This window comes from Mycolicibacterium flavescens (assembly GCF_001722335.1).
GTDB classification, from domain to species: Bacteria; Actinomycetota; Actinomycetes; order Mycobacteriales; family Mycobacteriaceae; genus Mycobacterium; species Mycobacterium flavescens.
This window is the reverse complement of record NZ_MIHA01000026.1, coordinates 32,190-58,452: the sequence shown is the minus strand read 5'-3', so window position 1 is coordinate 58,452 and position 26,263 is coordinate 32,190. Positions and strand designations below refer to the sequence as shown.

Sequence of the window (26,263 nt, the reverse complement as noted above, 5' to 3'; positions counted from 1 at the left end):
GCAGGACGAGCGCGAGCAACCGGGTTCGGCTGCGGCGGGAGCGGGCCGGCACGTGGTCATCGTGCCAGATCGCTCACCTCACAGCGGCAGAGTCCTGCCGAGGATGGCGAACGGACGCGGATCGCCGACGAAGCGGTAGCCGCGGATGACGTCGGTGAAGCCCAGCCTGCGGTAGAGCCGCCACGCCCGGTTCGCCTCGCCGCTGATCTCCGGTGTCGACAGCAGCACGTAGGCCTCGGCGCGGCCGGCCAGCAACCGGCGGGTCAGCGCCTCGCCGAGGCCGCGGCCCTGCGCGCGCGGGTGGATGTGCAGTTCGGTGAGTTCGAAGTAGCTGCTCATCAGCTCCGCGATGCGCATGCGGTCGGCGCCGCTGCGCTGCAGCCCGGAGACCACCTGCTGCTGCCACCACTGGTCGGGCGCCCCGCAGTAGCCGTACGCGACGCCGAGCATGGAGGCGGTGGCCAGCTCGGCCTCGGTCAGCGAGCGCTGGGCACCGTCGTGGAGGCCATTGTCGGCGTCCCCGAGCTGGACCGCCGCGACCGCCTTCCATCCCGGCCGGCGGGTGTGTTCGAGCCACATCGACGCCCGCTGGTCCTCGGTGCCGCGCGGATAACGCATGGCGTCGACGTAGACCGAAAGGGCGTCACCGAGCCGGCGCTGCATATCGCTCGGCGACAGATCGACCAGATATGTCGCCAACTTCTGCCTTTCCGCGTGTCGGGCGGTGTCGTCCCCCATTATCGGGCGGGCGTGCCTGAGAACCGCGACCGGCGGTGCACGTCATACAATCGACGGTCGAACAAGGTGGTACGGCTCAGATTGACCTCGTATCATGACTGTTAGGTGCTCGTTAAGGCGAGTACACGGCGAGTTGTCTTTTGAGTCGGCCGAATCGGCCCAGGGTTCCGAGGGAGGGACGAATGCCACTCTCCGATCATGAGCAGCGCATGCTCGACCAGATCGAGAGCGCGCTCTACGCCGAGGACCCGAAGTTCGCCTCGAGTGTCCGCGGTGGAACGCTGCGCGCCCCGTCGACCAGGCGCCGCATCCAGGGCGCCGCGCTGTTCGTCATCGGTCTGGCTCTGCTGGTGTCCGGCGTCGCGTTCCCGGCCACGCAGATCAGTGGCTTCCCGGTCCTGTCGGTGATCGGTTTCATCGTGATGTTCGGCGGGGTGGTGTTCGCGATCACCGGCCCGCGGGTGGCCGGCGGACGTGACCGGTCGCCGGTCGAACCCGGTGCCCCGCGCCCGAAGCGGGCCAAGGGCGGCACCGGTTCGTTCACCAGCCGCATGGAGGACCGCTTCCGTCGGCGTTTCGACGAGTAGCAGCAGCCGACCCAAGGGGTAGCCCGCACGCGGGCTGCCCCTTTTCTGTGTCGCGCGCACGCGCCTTCTCGGTGGTTCTGGTGTGTCGCACGCCCCACTTCGCCCCACTGCTGCTCACAAGCGGTTGAGCTGCTGATTTGTGGTGTCCCGGGCACCGATTCCAGGTGGTTGAGCAGGCTCGATGTGGGCGTTTGGGGTGGATTGTGGGGTCGTGGGAGGGAAACGTTGCTATCAAATGGCAGAAAGTGGGGGATTGTGGGGTAAAGTGGCGGACAACGGAGCGGACCGGGGCTCCGGACGGCGGCGCAGGAGGGCGAGATGTTTCTCGGCACCTACACGCCGAAGCTCGACGACAAGGGGCGGCTCACACTGCCCGCCAAGTTCCGCGACGCGCTGGCAGGAGGATTGATGGTCACCAAGAGCCAAGACCACAGCCTCGCCGTCTATCCGCGCGCGGAGTTCGAGAAGCTGGCACGACGGGCGTCGCAGGCCTCGCGGAGCAATCCGGAAGCCCGCGCGTTCCTGCGCAACCTCGCCGCTGCCACCGATGAACAGCACCCCGACGCACAAGGCCGGATCACCCTGTCGGCCGACCACCGCCGCTACGCCAACCTGTCCAAGGACTGCGTGGTGATCGGCTCGGTCGACTACCTGGAGATCTGGGACTCGGCGGCATGGCAGGAGTACCAGCAGACCCACGAAGAAGACTTCTCCGCGGCCACCAATGAAGCTCTGCACGACATCATCTGATCCGGCCCGTGCATCGCGGCCTCTGCCCGAACCGGCCCTGGCGTACTTCCCCGACGCCAGGTCCGCGCTCTCGGACAGGGACCACGATGCAGGGGCGCGGAGCGGAGAAACCCCGAGCCGGGAGGCCGGCGACATGAGCTACGGACACATCCCCGTCCTGCTGGACCGCTGCGTGGAACTGCTCACCCCTGCACTGACCCGCCGGTCGCCGACCGGCGATGGCGCCGTCCTGGTCGACGCGACGCTCGGCGCGGGCGGCCACGCCGAACGTTTCCTGACCGATTTCCCGGAGCTGCAGCTGGTCGGCCTGGACCGCGACCCCGACGCCCAGCGCATCGCCGGCGAGCGGCTGGCCCGCTTCGGTGAGCGGGTCACGCTGGTGCGCACCCGCTACGACGGCATCGCGCACGCGCTGACCGGACCCGTCCACGGCGTGCTGTTCGATCTCGGGGTCTCGTCGATGCAGCTCGACCGCGTCGAGCGCGGCTTCTCGTACGCCTCCGACGCCCCGCTGGACATGCGGATGGATCCGGACGCCACGCTGACCGCCGCCGAGATCCTCAACACTTACGAGCAGAAGGACATCACCCGGCTGCTGCGCGAGTTCGGCGAGGAACGGTTCGCGTCGCGCATCGCCGCGCAGATCGTCAAGCGGCGCGCCCGCGCACCGTTTCGCACCACCGCCGAACTCGTCGAGTTGCTGTACGCCGCGATCCCGGCGCCGGCCCGACGCACCGGCGGGCATCCGGCCAAGCGCACCTTCCAGGCGCTGCGGATCGCGGTCAACGCCGAGTTGGATTCGCTGCGCGACGCGCTGCCCGCCGCGATGGGCGCCCTCGCGCCGGGCGGGCGCATCGTCGTGATGGCCTACCAGTCGCTGGAAGACCGCATCGTCAAGACCACCTTCGCCGCGGCGACCGCCTCCCGGACACCGGAGGGCCTGCCGGTCGAATTGCCCGGTCACGGACCGGAGTTCGTTGCTCTCACCCGTGGCGCCGAGCGCGCGACTCCCGAGGAGATCGAACAGAACCCGCGTAGCGCGCCCGTGCGGCTACGAGCACTGGAGAAGGTGGGGGACGGCCGTGAAGCCTGAGCAGACCAAGCGCAAAGCGCCCAAGCGTGGCGGCGAGGACCGCCGCCGCTCCGCCCGCAACGGTGCCCGCCGGCCCGCGGAGTCGCCCACGCGCCGGGCGCCGGCGCGCGAGCAGCGGCCGCTGCGGTCGGCGCCGCAGACCAACCCGATCCCGCGGCCCACCGACGCGCCCGGCAGGCCGAAGAACGCCAGCCAGGCCAAGGCGCGGGCCAAGGCGCGGAAAGCCAAGGCGCCCAAAGTTGTCCGCCCGCCGCTGCGGGAACGCATCCTGGTCCGGCTGTCGTCGATCGAGTTGAACCCGCGGGCGCTGGTTGCCCGGGTGCCGTTCGTCGTGCTGGTGATCGGATCGCTGGGCTTCGGCCTCGGCGTCACGCTGTGGCTGTCCACCGACGCCGCCGAACGGTCCTACCAACTCGGTAACGCCCGCGAGATGAATCGCGCACTGCTGCAACAGAAAGAAGCGCTCGAACGCGACGTGCTCGAAGCGCAAGCCGCGCCCGCGCTGGCCGAGGCCGCCCGCGAACTGGGCATGATCCCGTCCCGCGACACCGCGCACCTCGTCCAGGATCCGGCGGGCAACTGGGTCGTCGTCGGCACACCCAAACCCGCCGAGGGGGTCCCGCCGCCTCCGCTGAACACCCCGCTGCCGGAGATCGCACCGCCGCCGCCACCGGGGCCGCCGGCGCCGCGGGTCGTCGAACCGCGCGAGGTCCCCGTGCGGGTGCCCGACCGCACCGCCGGGTTGCCCGGACTGCAGGCGCCTCCCGGCGCCGTTGCGCCGCTGGCGGTTCCGCCGGGTGTCGAGGTGCCCCATCCGGTATCCGGACAGCCCGCCGTTCCGGGGGCCGTGCCGCCGCCGCCCGGCGCACTCGACGCCGCCCCGCTGAACGCCGCAGGCGCGCCGCACATCCCGACACCGCAGGCGCTGCCCGGCCCGCCCCCGGGCGCCGAGCAGGCCGCTCCCGTGGTCACGCCGCCGGCGGGCCCGGCCGCATGAGCCGCGCCGAGCGCGGACGTCGCGGCGGCGGCGCGTCGGCCCCCGGGCGCAAGACCACCGCCGCGGCCGGCCAGGAGCACGCGGCCAAGTCCCGGCGCACCCGCGCGCCGATGACCGACACCGGTTTGCGCAGTGCGTCGTTCGTGTTCCGGCACCGGGTGGGCAACGCCGCGATCTTCCTCGTTCTGATCGTCGCGGCCGGTCAGCTGTTCCACCTGCAGGTGCCGCGTGCCGAGGGCCTGCGCGCGGAGGCGGCCAGCCAGCTCAAGGTCACCGACGTCGACAAGGCGGTCCGCGGATCGATCGTCGACCGCGACAGCGACAAGCTCGCGTTCACGATCGAGGCGCGGGCCCTGACCTTCCAGCCGGTCAAGGTGCGCAAGCAGTTGGAGGAAGCCAGGGCCAAGACGACCGAGGCGCCCGCGCCCGACCGCAGGCTGCGCGACATCGCCGACGAGGTCGCCGCGCGGCTCAACAACAAACCGGACTCCGCGTCGGTGCTCAAGAAGCTCAAGAGCAACGAGACGTTCGTCTATCTCGCCCGCGCGGTCGACCCCGCCATCGCCGACGCGATCACCAAGAAGTTCCCCGAAGTCGGCTCCGAGCGCCAGGATCTGCGCCAGTACCCGGGCGGTTCCCTGGCGGCCAACCTCGTCGGCGGGATCGACTGGGACGGCCACGGCCTGCTCGGGCTCGAGGACTCGATGGACGCGGTGCTGGCCGGCACCGACGGCTCGATCACCTACGACCGCGGCTCCGACGGTGTGGTCATCCCCGGCAGCTACCGCAACCGCCACGACGCCGTCGACGGCTCGACGGTGATGCTCACCATCGACGACGACATCCAGTTCTACGTCCAGCAGCAGGTGCAACAGGCCAAGAACCTGTCCGGCGCCAAGAACGTCTCGGGTGTGGTGCTGGACGCGAAAACCGGTGAGGTACTGGCGATGGCGAACGACAACACGTTCGACCCGAGCCAGGACATCGGCCGCCAGGAGCACCGCGAACTGGGCAACCCTTCGGTGTCCTCACCGTATGAGCCGGGATCGGTGAACAAGATCGTCACCGCCGCGACCGTCATCGAGGACAAGCTGTCCCAGCCCGACGAGGTGCTGCAGGTGCCCGGGTCGATCCACATGGGCGGCGTCACCGTCCGCGACGCCTGGGAGCACGGCACGATGCCGTACACCACCACCGGCATCTTTGGTAAGTCCTCGAACGTGGGCACGCTGATGCTGGCCCAGCGGCTCGGCGAGCAGCGGTTCTACGACATGCTGCGCAAGTTCGGCCTCGGCCAGCGCACCGGCGTCGGACTGCCGGGCGAGAGCGCCGGGCTGGTGCCGCCGATCGACCAGTGGTCGGGCAGTACGTTCGCCAACCTGCCGATCGGACAGGGTCTTTCGATGACGCTGCTTCAGCTGGCCGGGATGTATCAGGCCATCGCCAACGACGGCGTGCGGGTGCCGCCGCGCGTGGTGAAGTCCACGATCGCCCCGGACGGCACCCGTACCGACGAACCACGGCCCGAGGGCATTCCGGTGGTCTCCGCGCAGACCGCGCAGACCGTGCGGCAGATGCTGCGCGCGACCACGCAGCGCGACCCGCGCGGAATCCAGCAGGGCACCGGCTCGCAGGCCGCGGTCGAGGGCTACCAGGTGGCCGGCAAGACCGGCACCGCGCAGCAGATCAACCCGGGCTGCGGGTGCTACTACGACGACGTCTACTGGATCTCGTTCGCCGGGATCCTGCCCGCCGACGACCCGCGCTACGTCGTCGCCGTGATGATGGACAACCCGCACCGCACCGCCGACGGACAACCGGGCACCACGGTGGCGCCGCTGTTCCACAACATCGGCGCCTGGCTGCTGCAGCGCGAAAACGTGCCGCTGTCGGCCGATCCGGGCGCGCCGCTCACGCTGCAGGCCGACTGACCCGCGGGCAGACAGCCCAGCGGCCGGCGACCCACCGGCCGGTACTGTGTCAACGCCATGAACAGCCGACCCCGAGATCCCGCCGGCAGCGCGCTTTCCGCGCTGGCCGAGCAGGTCGGCGCGGTGCCCGGCGGTGGGGTCGCACCGCCTGACCTCCGGGTGACCGGGGTGACGCTGCGGGACCGGGATGTGCGGTCCGGCGACCTGTTCGCGGCGCTGCCGGGTTCGTCGGCCCACGGCGCCGAGTTCGCCCGCGCCGCGGTGGAACGCGGCGCGGTCGCGGTGCTCACCGATCCGGACGGGTCGGCCCGCATCGGCGCCGACGCTCCGGTGCCGGTGCTCGTGCATCCGGCGCCGCGGACGGTCCTCGGGGAGGTGGCGGCCACCGTGTACGGCCGCCCCTCCGAGCGGTTGCGGGTCATCGGGGTGACCGGCACCTCGGGCAAGACCACCACCACCTACCTCATCGAGGCGGGACTGCGCGCGGCCGGCCGGGTGGCCGGGCTGATCGGCACCGTCGGCATCCGCATCGACGGACGCGACCACACCAGCGCGCTCACCACGCCCGAAGCCCCCGACCTGCAGGCGCTGCTGGCCGCGATGGCCGAGCAGGGCGTCGACACCGTGGTGATGGAGGTGTCCAGCCACGCGCTGTCCCTCGGCCGCGTCGACGGGGTGCGGTTCGCGGTCGGCGGTTTCACCAACCTGTCCCGCGACCACCTGGACTTCCATCCCACGATGCGCGACTACTTCGAGGCCAAGGCGAGGCTGTTCCGGCCCGAATCATCCACGCGCGCCGAGCTTTCGGTGGTGTGCGTGGATGACGACGCCGGGCGCGAGATGGCGCGGCTGGCCGAGGCCCCGGTGACGGTGAGCGCGACGGGCCGCGACGCCGACTGGCGCGTCGACGAGGTCCGCGCCGTCGAGCGCGGCGCCCAGGAGTTCACGGTCGTCGACCGGGCCGGTGTGCACCACGGGCTGCGGATCGGTCTGCCGGGCCGCTACAACGTGGCCAACTGCCTGCTGGCGGCCGCGGTGCTGGACGCGGTCGGGGTGTCTCCGGAACAGGCGGCGCCGGGGCTGCGCACCGCGACGGTGCCCGGCCGGCTCGAGGCCGTCGAGCGCGGGCAGCCGTTTCTGGCGCTGGTCGACTACGCGCACAAACCCGGCGCGCTGCAGGCGGTGCTGGAGACGCTGCGGGCCCAGACCGACGGCCGGATCGCGGTGGTGCTCGGTGCGGGCGGCAACCGGGATCCCGGTAAGCGCGCACCGATGGGCCGCGTCGCCGCCGAACTGGCCGACCTGGTCGTGGTCACCGACGACAACCCGCGCGACGAGGATCCGGGCGCGATCCGGGCCGCGATCGTCGCGGGTGCGGCCGACGGGCCGGGGGAGACCGTCGAGATCGGGGACCGCCGCGCCGCGATCGAACACGCGGTCACCTGGGCCCGCGCCGGTGACGTCGTGCTGGTCGCTGGCAAGGGCCATGAGGCCGGGCAGACGGCACGCGGGCAGACCCGGCCGTTCGACGACCGGACGGAACTGGGTTGTGCCCTCGAGGCGGCAGGACACCGCGCATGATCGACTTCACGCTCGCCCAGATCGCCGAGATCGTCGGCGGCCGTCTCGTCGACATCAGCGCCGAGCAGGCCGAGAACACGCGCATCACCGGCACCGTCGAGTTCGACTCGCGCGCGGTCACCCCGGGCGGGCTGTTCCTCGCGCTGCCCGGCGCCCGCTCCGACGGGCACGACTTCGCCGCGGCCGCCGTGCAGGCCGGCGCCGCGGCCGTGCTGGCGGCGCGGCCGGTCGGCGTGCCGGCCGTCGTCGTCGAACCGACCCCCACGCGAAGCGGCGCCGGGGTGCTCGAACACGACACCGACGGGTCCGGGGCCGCGGTGCTGGCCGCGCTGGCGAAGCTGGCCGCCGCGGTGGCCGCCGAACTGGTCGCCGACGGACTGACGATCATCGGGATCACCGGGTCGTCCGGTAAGACCTCGACCAAGGACCTGGTCGCCGCGGTGCTCGCCCCGCTCGGCGAGGTGGTGGCGCCGCCGGGGTCGTTCAACAACGAACTCGGCCACCCGTGGACGGTGCTGCGCGCGACGCGCTCGACGGACTACCTGGTGCTGGAGATGTCGGCGCGGCACCGCGGCAACATCGCCGCGCTGGCCGCGATCGCGCCGCCGTCGATCGCCGTCGTGCTGAACGTGGGCACCGCGCACCTCGGCGAGTTCGGCTCGCGCGAGGCCATCGCGGCAACGAAAGGTGAACTGCCGCAGGCAGTTCCGGAGACCGGCGCGGTGGTACTCAACGTCGACGACAGCGCGGTGGCCGCGATGGCCGAGCTCACCGCGGCGCGGGTGGTGCGGGTGTCGCGAAGCGAGCGCGCCGACGTGTGGGCCGATGCGGTGACGCTCGACGCGCTGGCCCGGCCGCGGTTCACCCTGCACGCCGGCGCCGGACAGGCCGACGTCGCGCTCGCCGTGCACGGCGACCACCAGGTGTCCAACGCGCTGTGCGCGGCGGCCGTCGCGCTCGAGTGCGGTGCCTCGGTGCACCAGGTGTCGACGGCGCTGGCCGCCGCCGGACCGGTGTCGCGGCACCGCATGGCGGTCAGCACCCGCGACGACGGCGTCACGGTGATCAACGACGCCTACAACGCCAACCCCGACTCGATGCGCGCCGGGCTCAAGGCGCTGGCCTGGATGGCCCGTGAAGGCGGGGGAAGACGGCGGAGCTGGGCCGTGCTCGGCGAGATGGCCGAACTCGGCGACGACGCGATATCCGAACATGACAGCATCGGCCGACTGGCCGTGCGCTTAGATGTCTCTCGACTGGTCGTCGTCGGAACCGGGAGGACTATGAGCGCCATGCACCACGGCGCCGTGATGGAAGGATCATGGGGCGCCGAGGCCACCATGGTCGACGACGCCGACGCCGCGCTGGACCTGTTGCGGTCCGAACTGCAGCCCGGCGACGTGGTACTGGTGAAGGCCTCCAACGCCGCCGGGCTGGGTGCACTGGCCGAGGCGCTGGTCGACGACCATCGGCCGCCCGCATGAGACAGATCCTCATCGCCGTCGGCATCGCGCTGACGGTGTCCATCCTGCTCACCCCGATGCTGATCAGGCTGTTCACCCGGCAGGGCTTCGGCCACGAGATCCGCGAGGACGGGCCGCCGAGCCACCACAAGAAGCGCGGCACCCCGTCGATGGGCGGCGTCGCGATCGTCGCCGGCATCTGGGCCAGCTACCTGGGCACGCATCTGGTCGGCGTGGTGATCGACGGCCGCGGCCCGTCGGCGTCGGGCCTTCTGGTGCTGTTCCTGGCCACCGCGCTCGGTCTCGTCGGCTTCGTCGACGACCTGATCAAACTGCGCCGCGCGCGCAACCTCGGACTCAACAAGACCGCCAAGACCGTCGGCATCCTGGCCGCCGCGGTGATCTTCGCGGTGCTGGCCCTGCAGTTCCGCAACGCCGACGGGCTGACCCCGGGCAGCCCCGAACTGTCGTATGTGCGCGAGATCGCGACCGTGACGCTGCCGCCGGCGCTGTTCGTGCTGTTCTGCATCGTCGTGGTGAGCGCGTGGTCGAACGCGGTGAACTTCACCGACGGCCTCGACGGGCTGGCCGCGGGCGCGATGGCGATGGTCTGCGCGGCGTACGTGCTGATCACGTTCTGGCAGTTCCGCAACGCGTGCGCCACCGACCCCGGGCTGGGCTGCTACAACGTGCGCGATCCGCTGGACCTGGCGATCATCGCGGCCGCGACGGCCGGCGCGTGTATCGGGTTCCTGTGGTGGAACGCCGCCCCGGCCAAGATCTTCATGGGTGACACCGGCTCGCTGGCGCTGGGCGGGATCATCGCCGGGTTGTCGGTGGCCAGCCGCACCGAGATGCTCGCCGTGGTGCTCGGCGCGCTGTTCGTCGCCGAGGTGGTCTCGGTGGTCGTGCAGATCCTGGCGTTCCGCACCACCGGGCGGCGGGTGTTCCGGATGGCGCCGTTCCACCACCACTTCGAGTTGGTGGGCTGGGCCGAGACCACGGTGATCATCCGGTTCTGGCTGCTCACCGCGATCGCCTGCGGGCTGGGCGTCGCGCTGTTCTACAGCGAATGGCTGACCGCGGTCGGTGCCTGACGTGGAGGTGGCGCCGCTTCGGCCCGGCGCGCGGGTGCTGGTGACCGGGGCCGGGCTCACCGGCCGGTCGGTCAGCGCGGTCCTCGAACCGACCGGTGTGCGGTTGACCATCTGCGACGACGATCCGCTGGCGCTGCAGCGGCTGATCACCCCCGCCACCGTCGTCACCACAGCCGAGGCGCAGGCCACCATCGGTGACTACGCGCTCGTCGTCACCAGCCCCGGTTTCGCGCCGACCACCCCGGTGCTGGCCGCCGCGGCCGCCGCCGGGGTGCCGATCTGGGGCGATGTGGAGCTGGCGTGGCGACTCGACGCGGCCGGCTGGTTCGGCCCGCCGCGGCGCTGGCTGGTCGTCACCGGAACCAACGGTAAGACCACGACGACGTCGATGCTGCACGCGATGCTGGTCGCGGCCGGGCGGCGGGCGGTGCTGTGCGGCAACATCGGCAACCCGGTCCTCGACGTGCTGCCCGAACCGTCGGAACTGCTGGCCTTGGAGCTGTCGAGCTTCCAGCTGCACTGGGCGCCGTCGCTGCGGCCCGACGCCGGGGTGGTGCTCAACGTCGCCGAGGACCACCTCGACTGGCACGGTTCGATGGCCGCCTACGCCCGGGACAAGGCCCGGGTGCTCGACGGGCGGGTCGCGGTCGTCGGCCTCGACGACCCGGTGGCCGCCGGGCTGCTCGACACCGCCGCGGCCGGCACCCGCGTGGGGTTCCGGCTCGGCGCGCCCGCCGCGGGCGAACTCGGGGTGGTCGACGGCGCGCTCGTCGACCGCGCGTTCGGCGACCGCGTCACGCTGGCCGACACCGCGACAATCCCGGTAGCCGGGCCGGTCGGCATCCTCGACGCCCTGGCCGCGGCCGCGCTGGCCCGCGCGGTCGACGTCGCCCCGTCGGCGATCGCCGACGCGCTGGCGGACTTTCGGGTCGGCAGGCACCGCGCCGAGGTGGTCGGTGTCGTCGACGCGGTCACCTACGTCGACGACTCCAAGGCGACGAACCCGCACGCCGCGCAGTCGTCGATCGCCGCGTATCCGCGGGTGGTGTGGCTGGCCGGCGGCATGCTCAAGGGCGCCTCGGTCGACGAACTGGTCGCGGCGCAGGCAAACCGGCTGGTCGCAGCGGTGCTGATCGGGCGGGACCGCGCGCTGATCGCCGAGGCGTTATCGCGACACGCCCCGGATGTCCCCGTCATCGAGGTTGTGACGGGGGAGGATTTTGGGGTGCAAGGGACAACTGAGGCGCAAGTTGGTTCTGTTACTCGTGTGATCAAAGTGGACGACGAGGCATCCGGGGACGCCATCATGCGCGCGGCCGTGGCCGCCGCCCGCGACCTCGCCGGCCCCGGAGACACGGTTTTGCTGGCCCCGGCGGGCGCGTCGTTCGACCAGTTCAGCGGGTACAGCCACCGCGGGGACGCGTTCGCCGATGCCGTGCGCACGCTGAGCCGGTAGCGGTGAGCGCCATCCTGACCCGGCTGCGGCTGCGCAGATCGGGTGCCGACACCGAACCGCCGGCCGGTGCCGACCCGGCGGCCACCGAAACCCGCGGCCCACGCACCCGGTTCGGCGCCTGGCTGGGCCGGCCGATGACCTCGTTCCACCTCATCATCGCCGTGGTCGCCCTGCTCACCACGCTCGGCCTGACGATGGTGCTCTCGGCATCCGGGGTCTACTCCTACGACCAGGACGGCTCGCCCTGGTCGGTGTTCGCCAAGCAGGTGCTCTGGACGGTGATCGGACTGTTCGGGTTCTACGTCGCGATGCGCGTGCCCGTACAGCTGATGCGCAATCTGGCGTTCTCCGGCTTCGCGCTCACCATCGTGCTTCTGGTGTTGGTGCTGATCCCCGGAATCGGCACCGAGGCCAACGGGTCTCGCGGCTGGTTCGTCGTCGCCGGATTCTCCATGCAGCCGTCGGAACTGGCCAAGATCGCGTTCGCGATCTGGGGTGCGCACCTGCTGGCCGCCCGCCGCATGGAACGCGCGTCGCTGCGCGAGATGCTGATCCCGCTGGTGCCCGCGGCGTTCATCGCGCTGGCACTCATCGTCGCCCAGCCCGACCTGGGTCAGACCGTGTCGATGGGCATCATCCTGCTGGGCCTGCTGTGGTACGCGGGCCTGCCGCTTCGGGTGTTCGTGTCGTCGCTGTTCATGGTCGTGGTGTCGGCCGCGGTGCTGGCGATGGTCGAGGGCTACCGGTCGGCGCGCGTGCAGTCCTGGCTGAACCCGGCCGCCGACGCCCAGGGCTCGGGGTACCAGGCCCGCCAGGCGCGCTTCGCGCTGGCCAACGGCGGTGTGTTCGGCGACGGCCTCGGCCAGGGCGCGGCCAAATGGAACTACCTGCCCAACGCCCACAACGACTTCATCTTCGCGATCATCGGCGAGGAACTGGGCTTCATCGGCGCGGCCGGCCTGCTGTGCCTGTTCGGGCTGTTCGCCTACACCGGGATGCGGATCGCGCGCCGCTCGGCCGATCCGTTCCTGCGGCTGCTGACCGCGACCACCACGCTGTGGATCATGGGCCAGGTCTTCATCAACGTCGGCTACGTCGTCGGCCTCCTGCCGGTCACCGGCCTGCAGCTGCCGTTGATCTCGGCGGGTGGAACATCAACGGCGACAACGCTCTTGATCATCGGCATCATGGCCAACGCGGCCCGACACGAACCCGAGGCGGTGGCCGCGCTGCGGGCCGGGCAGGGTGACCGGGTCAACAAGCTGCTGCGGCTGCCGCTGCCTGCGCCGTATGTGCCGACGCGCACCGAGGCGGTGCGCGACCGGCTGCGGACCCGCGACGCCAAGAAACGCGCCGAACCCAAGAAACGTTCGCGCACGGCCGCGGCGAGCCCCACGGCCCAGAAACAGGCCAAGAAACAGACCAAGCCCGCGCGTCGGCAACCGTCGGGCGACCGCCGCAAACCCCAGACGGCCGGTAAGCCGGTGCGGGCCTCAAGGCATCATGGAGGCGGCCGTACGGACGCAAGCAGGCGGCGAACATTGGAAGGTCAGCGTTACGGGTGAACGACCGCGGGAGATCCGGCCTCCGGAGCCGAGGTGACCGGGGGATATCTGTCCTTCTCGCGGGCGGTGGCACGGCAGGGCACGTGGAACCGGCGATGGCGGTGGCCGATGCGCTCACCGCGCTCGACCCGCAGGTCCGCATCACCGCGCTGGGCACCGAGCGCGGTCTGGAGACCCGGCTGGTCCCCGAACGCGGATACCACCTCGAACTGATCACGCCCGTGCCACTGCCGCGCAAGCTGACCGGTGACCTGGTGCGGCTGCCCGTGCGGGTGCGGCGCGCCGTCCGTCAGACCCGCGCGGTACTCGACGATGTCGACGCCGACGTGATCATCGGTTTCGGCGGTTACGTCGCGGTGCCGGCCTACCTGGCGTCGCGCAGCATCCGGCGCGGCAGGCGGGTGCCGGTGGTGGTGCACGAGGCGAACGCCAGCGCGGGCTGGGCCAACCGGCTCGGTGCGCGCTCGGCGCAGCGGGTGCTCTCGGCGGTGGCCGACCCCGGCCTCGGCCCGGTCGAGGTCGTCGGTGTGCCGGTGCGGTCGGCGATCACGTCGTTGGACCGCGCGGCGCTGCGCGCGCAGGCCCGCGAGCATTTCGGATTCGCGCCGGACGCCCGGGTGCTGCTGGTGTTCGGTGGCTCGCAGGGCGCGCAGTCGCTCAACCGCGCGGTGTCCGCAGCCGCCGAAGACCTTGCCGCCGCCGGTATCTCGGTGCTGCACGCGCACGGCCCGAAGAACACGCTGGACCTGCCCGCCGCCGCCGACGGCGATCCGCCGTACGTGGCGGTGCCGTACCTGAACCGGATGGACCTCGCCTACGCCGCAGCCGATCTCGCGATCTGCCGGTCCGGGGCGATGACGGTCGCCGAGCTGACCGCGATCGGCCTGCCCGCGGTGTACGTGCCGCTGCCGATCGGCAACGGTGAACAGCGCCTCAACGCACAGCCGGTGGTCAACGCGGGCGGGGGAGTCCTGGTCGACGACGCCGACCTGTCGCCGGTGTTCGTCGCCGAGACCGTGGTGAACCTGCTCAGCGACAGCGACCGGTTGCAGGCGATGACGGCGGCCGCGGCCATGGCCGGACACCGCGACGCCGCTCAGCGGGTGGCCGAGATCGCGCTGGAGGTCGCCCAGGCGAGTGGTCGAAAGCGGTTGCCGTGACCGAGAATTCGCTGCCGGAGGAGCTGCGGCGGGTGCACATGGTCGGTATCGGCGGCGCGGGGATGTCCGGGATCGCGCGCATCCTGGTCGACCGCGGCGGGCTGGTCTCGGGGTCGGACGCCAAGGAGTCGCGCGCGGTGGCCGCGCTGCGGGCCCGCGGCGCGGCGATCCGGATCGGTCACGATCCCGCGTCGCTGGACCTGCTGCCGGGCGGACCGAGCGCGGTGGTGACGACGTATGCCGCGATCCCCAAGACCAACCCCGAACTGGTCGAGGCGCGCCGCCGCGGAATCCCGGTGATCCTGCGGCCCGTCGTGCTGGCCAAGCTGATGACCGGAGACACCACGCTGATGGTGACCGGCACCGCAGGAAAGACCACCACGACGTCGATGCTGATCGTGGCGTTGCAGCACAGCGGATTCGACCCGTCGTTCGCCGTCGGCGGTGAGCTCGGCGCGGCGGGCACCAACGCCCACCACGGCAGCGGCCGGTACTTCGTGGCCGAGGCCGACGAGAGTGACGGCTCGCTGCTCGAATACACCCCCGACATCGCGGTGGTGACCAACATCGAGGCCGACCACCTGGATTTCTTCGGCAGCGTGCAGGCCTACGTCGACGTGTTCGACGCGTTCATCGAACGCCTGCGCCCCGGCGGGACGCTGGTGGCCTGCGTCGACGACCCGGGCGCCGCGGCACTGGCCGACCGCACCGCCGCACTGGGCATCCGGGTGCTGCGGTACGGCAGCGCCGGCGACGACCTGGCCGGGGCGCTGCTCGACTGGGAGCAGCACGGTACCGAGGCGGTGGCCACGGTGCAGCTGGCCGGGGAGGCGCAACCGCGCACCATGCGGCTGGCCGTGCCCGGACGGCACATGGCGCTCAATGCGCTGGCGGCGCTGCTGGCCGCGGTCGAGGTCGGCGCACCGGTGGACGCGGTGCTCGACGCACTGGCCTCCTTCGAAGGGGTGCGGCGCCGTTTCGAACTGGTCGGCACCGCGCTCGGCGTGCGGGTTTTCGACGACTATGCGCACCACCCGACGAAGGTGGCCGCCGCGTTGAGTGCGGTGCGCACGTTGGCCGGCGAGTCCGGGGGCCGGGCGATCGTCGTGTTCCAGCCGCACTTGTACTCGCGCACAGAGACTTTCGCCAAGGAGTTCGGTGTCGCGCTGTCCGCGGCGGATGTGGTGTTCGTCCTCGACGTCTATGCCGCGCGCGAACAGCCGATCCCCGGCATCAGCGGCGCCAGCGTCGTCGAACACGTCACCAAGCCGGTGACCTACATTCCGGACTTCTCGGCCGTCGCCGCGCAGGTGGCCGCGGTCGCCGACGCCGGCGACGTCGTCGTGACCATGGGTGCCGGTGACGTGACCATGCTCGGCGGCGAGATCCTCGACGCCCTGCGGGACCGGGCCAACCGCGGCGCACCGGGCCGGCCGGGGGCGCGATGAGCGAACCGACCGACAACGACGAGGCCGTCCCGGACCAGGATCCGGCCGTCGACGCCGGGTCCGCCGCGGAAGCGTCCGAAACGCCGGAAGCACCTGAAACGCCGGAAGCGCCAGCCGATTTCGAGGGGCCCCGGCGTCGCGCCCGCCGGGAACGTGAGGAACGTCGCGCGGCGCAGGCCCGCGCGATGGCGATCGAGCAGGCCCGCCGCGAGGCCAAGCGCAAGGTGCTGGGCAAGTCGGCCGGTGACTCGGCGAAGGTCAACCGCGGCGCGGTGCGGGGGCTGAAGGTGCTGATGTGGACGGCGCTGATCAGCGTGCTGGTCGTCGGGATCGGGCTGCTGCTGTACTTCACCCCGGTCATGTCGGTGCGCGACACGGTTGTCGTCGGCACCGAGGCCGTGCCGCAGGAGGAGATCGTCGCCGCGGCGGCCGTCGCCGCGGGCACCCCGCTGCTGCAGGTCGACACCGACACCGTCGCCGAACGGGTGGCGACCATCCGGCGCGTCGCCAGCGCGCGGGTGCAGCGGCAGTACCCCTCCACGCTGCGGATCACGGTCGTCGAACGGATCCCGGTGGTGGTCAAGGACTATCCGGACGGCCCCCACCTGTTCGACCGGGACGGCGTCGACTTCGCGGTCGGGGTGCCGCCGCCGGGCGTGCCGTACCTGGACACCGACAACCCGGGCCCCAACGATCCGCCGACCAAGGCCGCGCTGCAGGTGATGACCTCGCTACGGCCCGAGGTCGCCGCGCAGGTGGCGCGGATCGCGGCGCCCTCGGTCGCGGCGATCACCCTGCAACTCGTCGACGGCAGGCAGGTGGTGTGGGGGACCACCGACCGCACCGAGGAGAAGGCCATCAAACTCGGGGCGCTGCTGACGCAGCCGGGGCGGACCTACGACGTGTCCAGCCCGGACCTGCCGACAGTGAAGTAGCGCGAGCCCGACGTTGCGCGAAAAAACTGGCGTGCGTGTCGGCGCGCCTGCATGGCTAGCCCGCGACCTCGCCCTACCGTTCGAGTTGCGCGGAACAACTTGACATAACTATAACCCTCTGGTTGAGGTTTAGGGTTTGCCAAAGGCTCGGCGTGTCGTCGGACAACTTGGGAGGAAGGGATCGCGATGACCCCCCCACACAACTACCTCGCCGTCATCAAGGTGGTCGGCATCGGAGGTGGCGGCGTCAACGCCGTCAACCGGATGATCGAGCAAGGCCTCAAGGGCGTGGAGTTCATCGCCATCAACACCGACGCGCAGGCGTTGTTGATGAGCGACGCCGACGTCAAACTCGACGTCGGACGCGACTCCACCCGCGGCCTCGGCGCCGGGGCGGACCCCGAAGTCGGGCGCAAAGCCGCCGAAGACGCCAAGGACGACATCGAGGAGCTGCTGCGCGGCGCCGACATGGTGTTCGTCACCGCCGGCGAAGGCGGCGGCACCGGCACCGGTGGTGCACCGGTGGTGGCCTCGATCGCACGTAAGCTCGGCGCGCTGACCGTGGGCGTGGTGACGCGGCCGTTCTCCTTCGAGGGCAAGCGGCGCAGCAACCAGGCCGAGAACGGCATCCAGGCGCTGCGCGAGAGCTGCGACACGCTCATCGTGATCCCCAACGACCGGCTGCTGCAGATGGGTGACGCCGCGGTCTCGCTGATGGACGCGTTCCGCAGCGCCGACGAGGTGCTGCTCAACGGCGTGCAGGGGATCACCGATCTGATCACCACCCCCGGCCTGATCAACGTCGACTTCGCCGACGTCAAGGGCGTGATGAGCGGCGCGGGCACCGCGCTGATGGGCATCGGCTCGGCGCGCGGGGACGGCCGGGCGCTCAAGGCGGCCGAGATCGCGATCAACTCACCGCTGCTCGAGGCGTCGATGGAAGGCGCGCAGGGCGTGCTGCTGTCGGTGGCCGGTGGCAGCGACCTGGGCCTGTTCGAGATCAACGAGGCCGCCTCGCTGGTGCAAGACGCTGCGCATCCGGACGCCAACATCATCTTCGGCACCGTGATCGACGACTCCCTCGGCGACGAGGTCCGCGTCACCGTGATCGCCGCCGGTTTCGACTCCGCCGGGCCGAGCCGCAAGCCGGTCGTCGGGGCGGCCGAAGGGCAGGGGCAGGGCCAGGGCATCGCGCCGGGGCGGGCGGGCAAGGTCGCCACGTCGCTGTTCGACAGCGCCGACCCGGCCAGCGTCCCGGTGCACACCAACGGCGCGACGGTCAGCATCGGCGGTGACGGCCGCGACGACGGCGGGATCTCCGACGACGACGTCGACGTGCCGCCGTTCATGCGTCACTGATCGAGTCGCGATACTGGCGACCGTGACGGTTCGCATACGGCGCGTGACCACCACGCGGGCCGGCGGCGTCTCCGCGTCGCCGTTCGACACCTTCAACCTCGGCGACCACGTCGGCGATGACCCGCAGGCGGTGGCCGCCAACCGCAGGCGCCTCGGCGAGGCGATCGGCCTGGGTGCCGGGGGCATCGTCTGGATGAATCAGGTGCACAGCAGCCGCGTCGTTATTGTCGACGACTGGAAAACCGGTGCGGACCCGATCGCCGAAACCGATGCTTTGGTGACTACTCGGCAACGTTTGGCTTTAGCGGTGGTTACCGCGGATTGCGTTCCGGTTTTGTTGGCCGATGCGCGCGCCGGCGTGGTGGGGGTGGCGCACGCCGGACGGGTCGGCGCGCAGAACGGCGTGGTCGTGCACACCGTCGAGGCGATGCTGTCGGTCGGCGCGCACGCCGAGGACATCTCCGTGCTGCTCGGGCCGGCGGTCAGCGGGCGCAACTACGAGGTGCCCGAGACGATGGCCGCCGAGGTGGAGGCGGCGCTGCCGGGAAGCCGCACGACGACGGCCAAGGGGACCCCGGGTCTGGATCTGCGGGCCGGAATTTCCCGTCAGTTAACGGGTTTGGGCATCACCGCGATCGACGTCGACCCGCGCTGCACGGTCGCCGACCCCAACCTGTTCAGTCACCGCCGCGGTGCGCCGACCGGTCGACTCGCGTCGCTGGTGTGGATGGAGTGACCGCCGTGCCGCCACCGGACCCACGAGAACGCGAACTCGCCGACGCGTTGGCGACCGTGCGCGCGCGCCTGGCCGCGGCCGCCGACGCCGCCGGCCGCGATATCGACGAAATCGAATTGCTGCCCGTGACGAAATTCTTTCCGGCCTCCGATGTCATTATCCTGCGCCGTCTGGGGTGCCCGGCATTTGGTGAATCGCGCGAGCAGGAGGCGTCGAATAAAGTCCGCGAAATCGCCGAATTGACCGATATTGCGCCCATTCGCTGGCACATGATCGGCCGCATTCAGCGCAACAAGGCCCGGGCGGTCGCGGGCTGGGCGTACGCCGCGCACTCGGTCGACAGCGCCAAGCTGCTCGCGGCGCTGGACCGCGCGGCCGCCGAGGCCCTCGACGAGGGACGACGCGACGAGCCGCTGCGCGTCTACATCCAGCTGAGCCTCGACGCCGACGAGAAGCGCGGCGGGGTCGACATCGACGACGGGGCTGCGGTCGACGAGCTGTGCGCGGCGGCGCACGCCGCCGCGGGTCTGCGGCTGGCCGGGCTGATGGCCATTCCGCCGCTGGGCGTCGACGCCGAGGCGGCGTTCGCCCGGTTGCAGGCCGAGCACGAACGGGTCCAGCGCGACTACGACCAGCGGCTGGAGCTGTCGGCGGGCATGTCCAGCGATCTTGAAATCGCGGTCAGACACGGCTCGACGTGTGTGCGTGTCGGTACCGCGTTATTGGGGCAACGTCCTCTACCGTCACCAGAAGTAGTCACTCCAGTCACATCTTCATCACAGACACCAGAGTCCAGGGCATGAGAAGGGTCGAGCGATGAGCACACTTCACAAGGTCAAGGCCTACTTCGGTATGGCCCCGATGGATGACTACGACGACGAGTACTACGAGGACGACGACCGCGGCGCCTCACGTGGGTACTCGCGTCGTGGTCGCGAACTCGACGACGACGGGTACCTCGACCGCGGCGCACCGCCGTCGCGGTTCGACGACCGCGATTACGACGAACCGCCGGCCGGCTACCGAGGCGGCTACGCCGACGACCGGTTCGAGCCGCGCATGCGGGTGCCGCGCGAGTTCGAAAGGCCCGCACCACGATTCGGTGCGATGCGCGGTGCGACCCGCGGCGCGCTGGCGATGGACCCGCGCCGGATGGCCGAGCTGTTCGAGGCGGGCAGCCCGCTGTCGAAGATCACCACGCTGCGGCCCAAGGACTACAGCGAAGCCCGCACCATCGGTGAGCGCTTCCGCGACGGCACCCCGGTGATCATGGACCTGGTCTCGATGGACAACGCTGACGCCAAGCGGTTGGTCGACTTCGCCGCCGGCCTGGCCTTCGCCCTGCGCGGCTCGTTCGACAAGGTCGCGACCAAGGTGTTCTTGCTGTCGCCGGCCGACGTCGACGTCACCGCCGAGGAACGCAAGCGCATCGCCGAAGCCGGCTTCTACTCCTACCAGTAGGTCTGCCCACCAGTAGGTCTCGCCGGGGGCGGGTAGGCTGGCGTCGCGCTCGAGCTGTGCGGCTCGGGCGCTGACCCCTGTATCCAATGTCACACCCTTCACCCGCAGTGAGGACGGCTGTCGTTGTCGCTCTTCTTCGAGATTCTGGGCTTCGCCCTGTTCGTGTTCTGGCTTCTGCTGATCGCGCGCGTCGTTGTCGAGTTCATCCGCTCGTTCTCCCGGGACTGGCACCCGAGAGGCGTGACGGTGGTGGTCCTCGAGGTGATCATGACGTTGACCGATCCGCCGGTGAAGCTGCTGCGTCGGATCATTCCGCAGCTCACGATCGGTGCGGTGCGCTTCGACCTGTCGATCATGGTGCTGTTGCTCGTCGCGTTCATCGGTATGCAGCTGGCGTTCAGCGCGGCCGCCTGAGACCGCGGCGATCCGTTCGCGGCGACGGCGCATTAGCGCCGTTTGCCCGAGCCAGGCGGGGCCTGGAATGAGGGCGCCAATGGTGCGCGGCGGTGCGCCCTTGTTTGAAATTCGGTCTTAATTTCAACCTCTTCTGCTACGGCCGCGGCTGGTGTGACAGGATGGACGCCAGTTACGTTCCACCCTGCCTTTACACTTTGAGATCGGTTGACGGTCCAGACTTCAAGGGGGCGACAATGCCGCTTACACCCGCCGACGTCCATAACGTCGCGTTCAGTAAGCCGCCCATCGGCAAACGCGGATACAACGAGGACGAAGTCGATGCGTTTCTCGATCTGGTGGAGAACGAGCTGACCCGCCTCATCGAGGAGAACACCGATCTGCGGCAGCGGGTCGGCGAACTCGAGCAGGAGCTGGCCGGCGCCCGCGCCGGCGGTGCGAGCTCCGGCGCCCAGCCGACTCAGACGATCCCGCAGTACGAGCCGCCTGCTCCCGAGCCGACGCCGCAGCCCACGCCGCAGCCGGCCTACGAGGCGCCGTCCGCGCAGGCCAACGAGGACCAGGCGCTCAAGGCGGCCAAGGTGCTGAGCCTGGCGCAGGACACCGCCGACCGGTTGACCGGAACCGCCAAAGCCGAGGCCGACAAGCTGCTCGCCGACGCGCGCGCCCAGGCCGACGCGTTGGTCAGCGAGGCCCGCCAGACCGCGGAGACCACCGTCACCGAGGCCCGGCAGCGCGCCGACGCGATGCTCGCCGATGCCCAGACCCGCTCGGAGGCCCAGCTGCGGCAGGCCCAGGAGAAGGCCGATGCCCTGCAGGCCGACGCGGAACGTAAGCACTCCGAGATCATGGGGACCATCAACCAGCAGCGCACGGTGCTCGAGGGTCGCCTCGAACAGCTGCGCACGTTCGAGCGCGAGTACCGCACGCGTCTGAAGACCTACCTGGAATCCCAGCTGGAGGAACTCGGCCAGCGCGGTTCGGCCGCGCCGGTGGACTCCAGCGCCGGCAACGACGGCGGCGGGTTCAATCAGTTCAACCGCGGAAACAACTGAATTCACGCCGACCGAGAGTTGATCAATGCTGATCGTCGCGCTCGTCCTTGCAGTCATCGGCCTCGCGGCGCTGGTGACCGCGGTTGTCACCAGCAATGAGCTGATCGCCTGGGTCTGCATCGCGGCCAGCGTGATCGGCGTGGTGCTGCTCATCGTCGACGCGGTGCGGGAGCGCTCCCGGGGCCGGGCCGGCGCCGAGGCCGCCGCACCCGCCGAGGCGGACCCGGCCGACGAGTATTACGAGGACTACCCGGACGAGGACCCCGCCGCGACGGCCGAGCCCGCCGCGGACACCTACGTCGATCAGGACGAAACGACCGTCGTCGAGCGGGCCGAAACCGACGAGGACGCCAGCCGCTAAACCGTTGGGGCAGCGAGCAATTCACGGACCTCGTCGTCGGTGACCTGATGGAAGTCCTCGAACACCTGGCCGACCGCCTCGAAACCCGGCGGCGTCGACGCGCACACCACATCGTCGGCTTCGCGGGCTAGTTCGCTGCACGTCGACGCCGGCCCGACCGGTACCGCCACGACGACCCGGGCCGGATTCTGGGCCCGTACCGCGCGCACCGCGGCCAGCATGCTGGCGCCGGTGGCGATCCCGTCGTCGACGAGGATGACGACCCGGTTCTCGATGTCGGCCGGTGGCCGGTCACCCCGGTAGGCCCGCTCCCGGCGGTGCAGTTCCTCGGTCTCCCTGGCGATCGCGGCCTCGATGTCCTCGTCGCGGATGCCCAGGCTGCGGACCAGGTTGTCGTTGATCACCACGCCGCCGCCGCTGGCCAGCGCACCCATCGCCAGCTCCTGCCACTGCGGTACTCCGAGCTTGCGGACCAGGAAGACGTCCAGCGGGGCGCCCAGCGCGCGGGCCACCTGCCAGCCGACCGGCACACCGCCGCGCGCCAGGCCCAGCACCACCGCGTCGCGGTCGCGATACGACTCCAGTTCAGCGGCCAGCATCTCGCCGGCGTCACGCCGGTCGCGGTATGCCCGCCTCCCGCGGCGACGGGTCACCCCACTCCATCCGCTCATCTCGGTCCCTCCGAGGTCGGGACACGTTCAGCCTACGACTGCGGTTACCCGACCCGGATGCAATCCACCGGGGCCGCGGCGACGAATATCTGTACATGGGGATCGAATTCGAGAGCGTCGTCGACCATCCGCTGGACGAGGTGTTCGGCTGGCACACCCGGCCGGGCGCGATGCGCCGGCTGGTGCCGCCGTGGCAGCCGATGACCGTGGTCGCCGAGACCGCATCGCTGGCTGACGGCCGTGCCGTGCTCGGCCTGCCCGGCGGGCTGCGGTGGGTCGCCCAGCACGATCCGGCCGGCTACGACCCGCCGCGCCGCTTCGTCGACGTGCTGTCGTCAGCCGGGCCGGCGTCATGGCCGCCGCGGCTGGTCCGGCGCTGGACCCACACCCACGGGTTCATCGAGGTCGGCGGCGGCACCCGCGTGCGCGACCGGGTCGACACACCGGTTCCGGCCGCGGCGTTGCGGTCGACGTTCGTCTACCGGCACCGCCAACTCGCCGAGGACCTGGCCGCGCACCGCGCCGCCGCCACCGCCGGTCTACGGCCTCTGGTCATCGCGGTCACCGGCGCCTCGGGGCTGGTGGGCTCGGCGCTGGCGGCGTTCTTGAGCACGGGCGGGCACCGGGTCGTGCGGCTCGTGCGCCACCGGCCGCGCGGGGCCGACGAGCGCCTGTGGGACCCGTACCGCCCGGCCGCGGACCTGCTGGCCGGTGTCGACGCGGTGGTCCACCTGGCGGGCGCGTCGATCGCCGGGCGGTTCACCGACGAGCACAAACGCGCGATCCGCGACAGCCGCATCGAACCCACCCGCAGGCTCGCCGAGGTCGCCGCCCGCGCCGACGGGCCGAAGGTCTTCGTCAGCGCGTCGGCGGTCGGCGTCTACGGGTACGACCGCGGCGACGCGGTGCTGACCGAGGACAGCGTGCGTGGCGACGGGTTCCTGGCCGACGTGGTGGCCGACTGGGAGGCGGCGACGACGCCCGCGGCCGACGGCGGGCTGCGGGTCGTCACCGTGCGCACGGGTGTCGTGCAGTCCGCGCGGGGCGGAACGCTGCGGCTGCTGCGGCCGCTGTTCGGCGCCGGGCTGGGCGGCCGGCTGGGCAGCGGACGGCAGTGGCTCGCGTGGATCGGTCTGGACGATCTGCTCGATGTGTACCACCGCGGGCTCTACGACGAGCGGCTCACCGGGCCGGTCAACGCGGTCGCACCCGCACCGGTGCGCAACGACGAGTACACCGCGACACTGGCACGGGTGCTGCGCCGGCCTGCCCTGGTGCCCGTCCCGTCGTTCGGGCCGCGACTACTGCTGGGGGAGCAGGGCGTGCGCGAGCTCGCCGAGGCCGACCAGCGGGTGGTGCCCGCCAAGCTGGAGTCGCTGGGGCACCGGTTCCGGCGCGCCGCGCTGCGGGACGCGTTGGCTCACGAACTCGGGCACGGCTGACGCGCGACCCGGGTCACGAAGGCCTCGACCAGCCGCTGGACCTTCGCGGTGTCGACGAACGTCGTTGTCTGCGAACGAAGTTCGTCGCTGGTGATGCCGAAGGCGGCGAGCTCGCCGTCGTCGTCGGCCAGCCAGGTCTCCAGCAGCGGACGGTCCACCTCCGGATGGAACTGCAGCCCCAGCGTGCGGCCCAGCAGGAACGCCTGCGACGCGCCGGCGGTGCGCGCCACCTCCACCGCACCGGGCGGCAGCGTCCACCGGTCGGCGTGCCATTGGAACCACCGTCCGGGCGGGATCAGCTCGTGGTCGGTCGAATCGACGTCATACCAACCGATTTCGGGGACCGGTGCGCGGGTCACCGACCCGCCGAACGCGTGGGCCAGAAGCTGGCCGCCGAAGCACACGCCGAGCAACGCGACACCGGCGGCGGCCGCGTCGCGCAGCATCGCCGCCTCCGCCGTCACCCAGGTGTCCAGCAGCGCCGGGTCGTAGACCGCCCAGCGCGCGCCCAGCGGCACGATGACGTCGTAGCCGGTGGGATCGGGGAACTCGACGTCGCCCGCCGCGTGCGTTCCGCGGGCGGCGGGCACCACCTCGAAGGTGTCGACGTCGAAGCCGTGCGCGAGGAACGCCTCACCCAGCAGCGCCTCGGTCGCCACGTGGTCGTTGTAGATGAACAGAACCTTCGCCCTCACGCCGCTCATTATCGCCGCGCAGGCGGCGGTGGCGCATCGTCAGGGGCGAGTTCGGCGGCGATCCGACGGAACAGGGTGTCGGCCTCGTTGCGGTAATCGCCCCGGTCGTCGAACGCGTCGGGCTCGAACGTGACCACGACGGCGATCGCGATCTTCTGCGCGGGCAGGTACGCCTCGACGGCGGCGTAGCCGGTCAGCATCGGGTTCTGCAGCAGCCAGTTACCCGAGATCACGATGCCCAGACCGTAGGTGTAGCGGTCGGTCATCTCCTCGCAGGTGGCGCACCCCGGTTGTTTGCGGGTCTTGCCGCGCAGTGCGGTGGAGACCATCGCCCGGTACGACTCGGGGGTGAGCAGCCGACCGGACCCGATGCCGGCGGCGGTGGCTTCGAGGTCGTAGACCGTGGAAGTCTGGACAGCGCCGTGGGTGATCGTCCACGACGGGTCCCAATAGGTGCTGTCCTCGTAGAACGGTGTGCCGTCGGGGATCTGGAGGAATGCCCGGCGTTCGGAGGTGAACGCGTGCAGCGCGGGATCGGGGATCTCCGCGGTCGGTGAGCTCACGGTGTTGGTCAACCCGAGTGGCCGCAGCACCTTGTCGCCCAGTAGTTTCGGCATCCGCTCACCGGTCGCCTTCTCCAGTGCCAGACCCAACAGCACATAGTCGGTGTGCGAATAGTTCCAGTTCGTACCCGGTTCGTAGAGCAGCGGGCGGGAGGTGGCATAGCGCAGCAGTTCGTGAACGGTCCAGCGCCGGAACGGGTTTGCGTACAGCGCATCGTTCATCTCGGTGTTGCCGATGACGTAGTCGACGTAGCCCGACGTCATCTGTGCCAGTTGGCCCAGCGTGACCCGATCGGCGTGGGGCACCTCGGGAAGCCACTTCGACAGCTTGTCGTCGAGGGACACCTTGCCCTCGTCGACGAGTTTGAGCAGCAGTGTGGCGACGTAGGAGATGGCGACCGCGCCGTTGCGGAAATGCATGTTGGTGGTCGCGGGCACACCAGTCATCGACTCGCCGACGGCCTGGGTCACGACCTCCTCGCCGTCGACGGTGACCCGCACGATCACGGCCTTCAGATGAGCCTCGCTCATGGTGTCGCGCACGATGCGCATCACCGCGTCGGCCCGGTCGCTGCCCGGCTCCGCCGTCGTCGTCGCCGCCGGACCCCCGGGGGGCGCGCAACCGGCCAGGACAGCGGCGGCGCACAGCGCCGCCAACACACGTCGGATCATGCCCCGGATCCTGGCAGAGCGGGCAGGCGCGTG

At 71.0% G+C, this 26,263-nt stretch carries 25 protein-coding genes; 21 read left to right on the top strand and 4 right to left on the bottom strand.

The genetic code is table 11. The features are described from left to right. Window positions 1-78 precede the first annotated feature (78 nt). Window positions 79-699 carry a GNAT family N-acetyltransferase gene (locus tag BHQ18_RS25520; protein ID WP_069416461.1) on the bottom strand — a complete coding sequence of 207 codons (621 nt, stop codon included), beginning with the start codon at window positions 697-699 and terminating at the stop codon, window positions 79-81. 221 nt (window positions 700-920) lie between these two features. On the opposite strand from BHQ18_RS25520, the gene BHQ18_RS25515 reads away from it, so the two are divergent. The 20 genes from BHQ18_RS25515 (at window position 921) to BHQ18_RS25420 (ending at window position 22,187) form a co-directional block, all read left to right on the top strand. Continuing rightward, entirely contained in the window at window positions 921-1,325 is a 405-nt protein-coding gene (locus BHQ18_RS25515) for an SCO2097 family morphological protein (RefSeq protein WP_069416448.1), read from the top strand. Between the two features lie 318 nt (window positions 1,326-1,643). Continuing rightward, window positions 1,644-2,075 (top strand): division/cell wall cluster transcriptional repressor MraZ, encoded by a 432-nt coding sequence (gene mraZ, locus BHQ18_RS25510; RefSeq protein ID WP_069416447.1) that lies wholly within the window; start codon window positions 1,644-1,646, stop codon window positions 2,073-2,075. A gap of 133 nt (window positions 2,076-2,208) precedes the next feature. Next, a complete protein-coding gene (rsmH, locus tag BHQ18_RS25505) occupies window positions 2,209-3,168 on the top strand; it encodes a 16S rRNA (cytosine(1402)-N(4))-methyltransferase RsmH (protein ID WP_069416446.1) in 960 nt (319 codons plus the stop codon). Next, window positions 3,158-4,165, top strand: a complete 1,008-nt coding sequence (locus tag BHQ18_RS25500; protein WP_069416445.1) for a cell division protein FtsL — start codon at window positions 3,158-3,160, stop codon at window positions 4,163-4,165. Before rsmH ends, BHQ18_RS25500 begins: the two co-directional genes overlap by 11 nt. Beyond that, a complete protein-coding gene (locus BHQ18_RS25495) occupies window positions 4,162-6,096 on the top strand; it encodes a peptidoglycan D,D-transpeptidase FtsI family protein (protein ID WP_069416444.1) in 1,935 nt (644 codons plus the stop codon). The genes BHQ18_RS25500 and BHQ18_RS25495 overlap by 4 nt, the downstream gene beginning before the upstream one ends. Before the next feature lie 57 nt (window positions 6,097-6,153). After that, window positions 6,154-7,677: a UDP-N-acetylmuramoyl-L-alanyl-D-glutamate--2,6-diaminopimelate ligase gene (locus BHQ18_RS25490; RefSeq protein ID WP_069416443.1), complete on the top strand. Its 1,524-nt coding sequence runs from the start codon at window positions 6,154-6,156 to the stop codon at window positions 7,675-7,677. Then, window positions 7,674-9,161 (top strand): UDP-N-acetylmuramoyl-tripeptide--D-alanyl-D-alanine ligase, encoded by a 1,488-nt coding sequence (locus tag BHQ18_RS25485; protein WP_069416442.1) that lies wholly within the window; start codon window positions 7,674-7,676, stop codon window positions 9,159-9,161. The genes BHQ18_RS25490 and BHQ18_RS25485 overlap by 4 nt, the downstream gene beginning before the upstream one ends. Beyond that, a complete protein-coding gene (gene mraY / locus BHQ18_RS25480) occupies window positions 9,158-10,237 on the top strand; it encodes a phospho-N-acetylmuramoyl-pentapeptide-transferase (protein WP_069416441.1) in 1,080 nt (359 codons plus the stop codon). The genes BHQ18_RS25485 and mraY overlap by 4 nt, the downstream gene beginning before the upstream one ends. Next, window positions 10,230-11,693: a UDP-N-acetylmuramoyl-L-alanine--D-glutamate ligase gene (gene murD / locus BHQ18_RS25475; RefSeq protein WP_069416440.1), complete on the top strand. Its 1,464-nt coding sequence runs from the start codon at window positions 10,230-10,232 to the stop codon at window positions 11,691-11,693. Before mraY ends, murD begins: the two co-directional genes overlap by 8 nt. A 2-nt stretch (window positions 11,694-11,695) precedes the next feature. After that, the gene (gene ftsW / locus BHQ18_RS25470) at window positions 11,696-13,258 is read left to right on the top strand and encodes a putative lipid II flippase FtsW (RefSeq protein WP_069416439.1); all 1,563 of its coding nucleotides are present in this window, start codon (window positions 11,696-11,698) and stop codon (window positions 13,256-13,258) included. After that, window positions 13,255-14,418: an undecaprenyldiphospho-muramoylpentapeptide beta-N-acetylglucosaminyltransferase gene (gene murG / locus BHQ18_RS25465; protein ID WP_069416438.1), complete on the top strand. Its 1,164-nt coding sequence runs from the start codon at window positions 13,255-13,257 to the stop codon at window positions 14,416-14,418. Before ftsW ends, murG begins: the two co-directional genes overlap by 4 nt. Further along, complete coding sequence (gene murC / locus BHQ18_RS25460; protein ID WP_069416437.1) at window positions 14,415-15,866, top strand: UDP-N-acetylmuramate--L-alanine ligase; 1,452 nt, start codon at window positions 14,415-14,417, stop codon at window positions 15,864-15,866. Before murG ends, murC begins: the two co-directional genes overlap by 4 nt. Further along, on the top strand, window positions 15,863-16,801 hold the full coding sequence (locus tag BHQ18_RS25455) for a cell division protein FtsQ/DivIB (RefSeq protein WP_069416436.1): 939 nt from the start codon (window positions 15,863-15,865) through the stop codon (window positions 16,799-16,801). The genes murC and BHQ18_RS25455 overlap by 4 nt, the downstream gene beginning before the upstream one ends. A 186-nt stretch (window positions 16,802-16,987) precedes the next feature. Next, window positions 16,988-18,160 (top strand): cell division protein FtsZ, encoded by a 1,173-nt coding sequence (gene ftsZ, locus BHQ18_RS25450; protein WP_069416435.1) that lies wholly within the window; start codon window positions 16,988-16,990, stop codon window positions 18,158-18,160. 22 nt (window positions 18,161-18,182) lie between these two features. Then, window positions 18,183-18,896, top strand: coding sequence for a peptidoglycan editing factor PgeF (pgeF, locus tag BHQ18_RS25445; RefSeq protein ID WP_109789411.1), 714 nt, complete (start codon window positions 18,183-18,185; stop codon window positions 18,894-18,896). Continuing rightward, a complete protein-coding gene (locus tag BHQ18_RS25440; protein WP_084294373.1) occupies window positions 18,893-19,699 on the top strand; it encodes a YggS family pyridoxal phosphate-dependent enzyme in 807 nt (268 codons plus the stop codon). Before pgeF ends, BHQ18_RS25440 begins: the two co-directional genes overlap by 4 nt. A gap of 13 nt (window positions 19,700-19,712) precedes the next feature. Beyond that, a complete protein-coding gene (locus tag BHQ18_RS25435; RefSeq protein ID WP_069416433.1) occupies window positions 19,713-20,357 on the top strand; it encodes a cell division protein SepF in 645 nt (214 codons plus the stop codon). 123 nt (window positions 20,358-20,480) lie between these two features. Next, the gene (locus BHQ18_RS25430; RefSeq protein ID WP_069416432.1) at window positions 20,481-20,771 is read left to right on the top strand and encodes a YggT family protein; all 291 of its coding nucleotides are present in this window, start codon (window positions 20,481-20,483) and stop codon (window positions 20,769-20,771) included. Window positions 20,772-21,007: 236 nt separating this feature from the next. Continuing rightward, entirely contained in the window at window positions 21,008-21,826 is an 819-nt protein-coding gene (gene wag31 / locus BHQ18_RS25425; protein ID WP_069416431.1) for a DivIVA-like cell division protein Wag31, read from the top strand. Between the two features lie 25 nt (window positions 21,827-21,851). Then, window positions 21,852-22,187 (top strand): hypothetical protein, encoded by a 336-nt coding sequence (locus BHQ18_RS25420; protein ID WP_069416430.1) that lies wholly within the window; start codon window positions 21,852-21,854, stop codon window positions 22,185-22,187. Here the strand turns inward: BHQ18_RS25420 and BHQ18_RS25415 are convergent. Continuing rightward, window positions 22,184-22,858, bottom strand: a complete 675-nt coding sequence (locus tag BHQ18_RS25415; RefSeq protein ID WP_069416429.1) for a phosphoribosyltransferase — start codon at window positions 22,856-22,858, stop codon at window positions 22,184-22,186. The genes BHQ18_RS25420 and BHQ18_RS25415 overlap by 4 nt on opposite strands. Window positions 22,859-22,953: 95 nt before the next feature. Here BHQ18_RS25415 and BHQ18_RS25410 point away from each other — a divergent pair, with 95 nt between their 5' ends. After that, window positions 22,954-24,300: a TIGR01777 family oxidoreductase gene (locus BHQ18_RS25410; protein ID WP_069416428.1), complete on the top strand. Its 1,347-nt coding sequence runs from the start codon at window positions 22,954-22,956 to the stop codon at window positions 24,298-24,300. Here BHQ18_RS25410 and BHQ18_RS25405 read toward each other — a convergent pair. Further along, window positions 24,279-25,004, bottom strand: a complete 726-nt coding sequence (locus tag BHQ18_RS25405) for a type 1 glutamine amidotransferase (RefSeq protein WP_069416427.1) — start codon at window positions 25,002-25,004, stop codon at window positions 24,279-24,281. The genes BHQ18_RS25410 and BHQ18_RS25405 overlap by 22 nt on opposite strands. Next, window positions 25,004-26,230 (bottom strand): serine hydrolase domain-containing protein, encoded by a 1,227-nt coding sequence (locus tag BHQ18_RS25400; RefSeq protein WP_069416426.1) that lies wholly within the window; start codon window positions 26,228-26,230, stop codon window positions 25,004-25,006. Before BHQ18_RS25400 ends, BHQ18_RS25405 begins: the two co-directional genes overlap by 1 nt. Window positions 26,231-26,263: the final 33 nt, after the last annotated feature.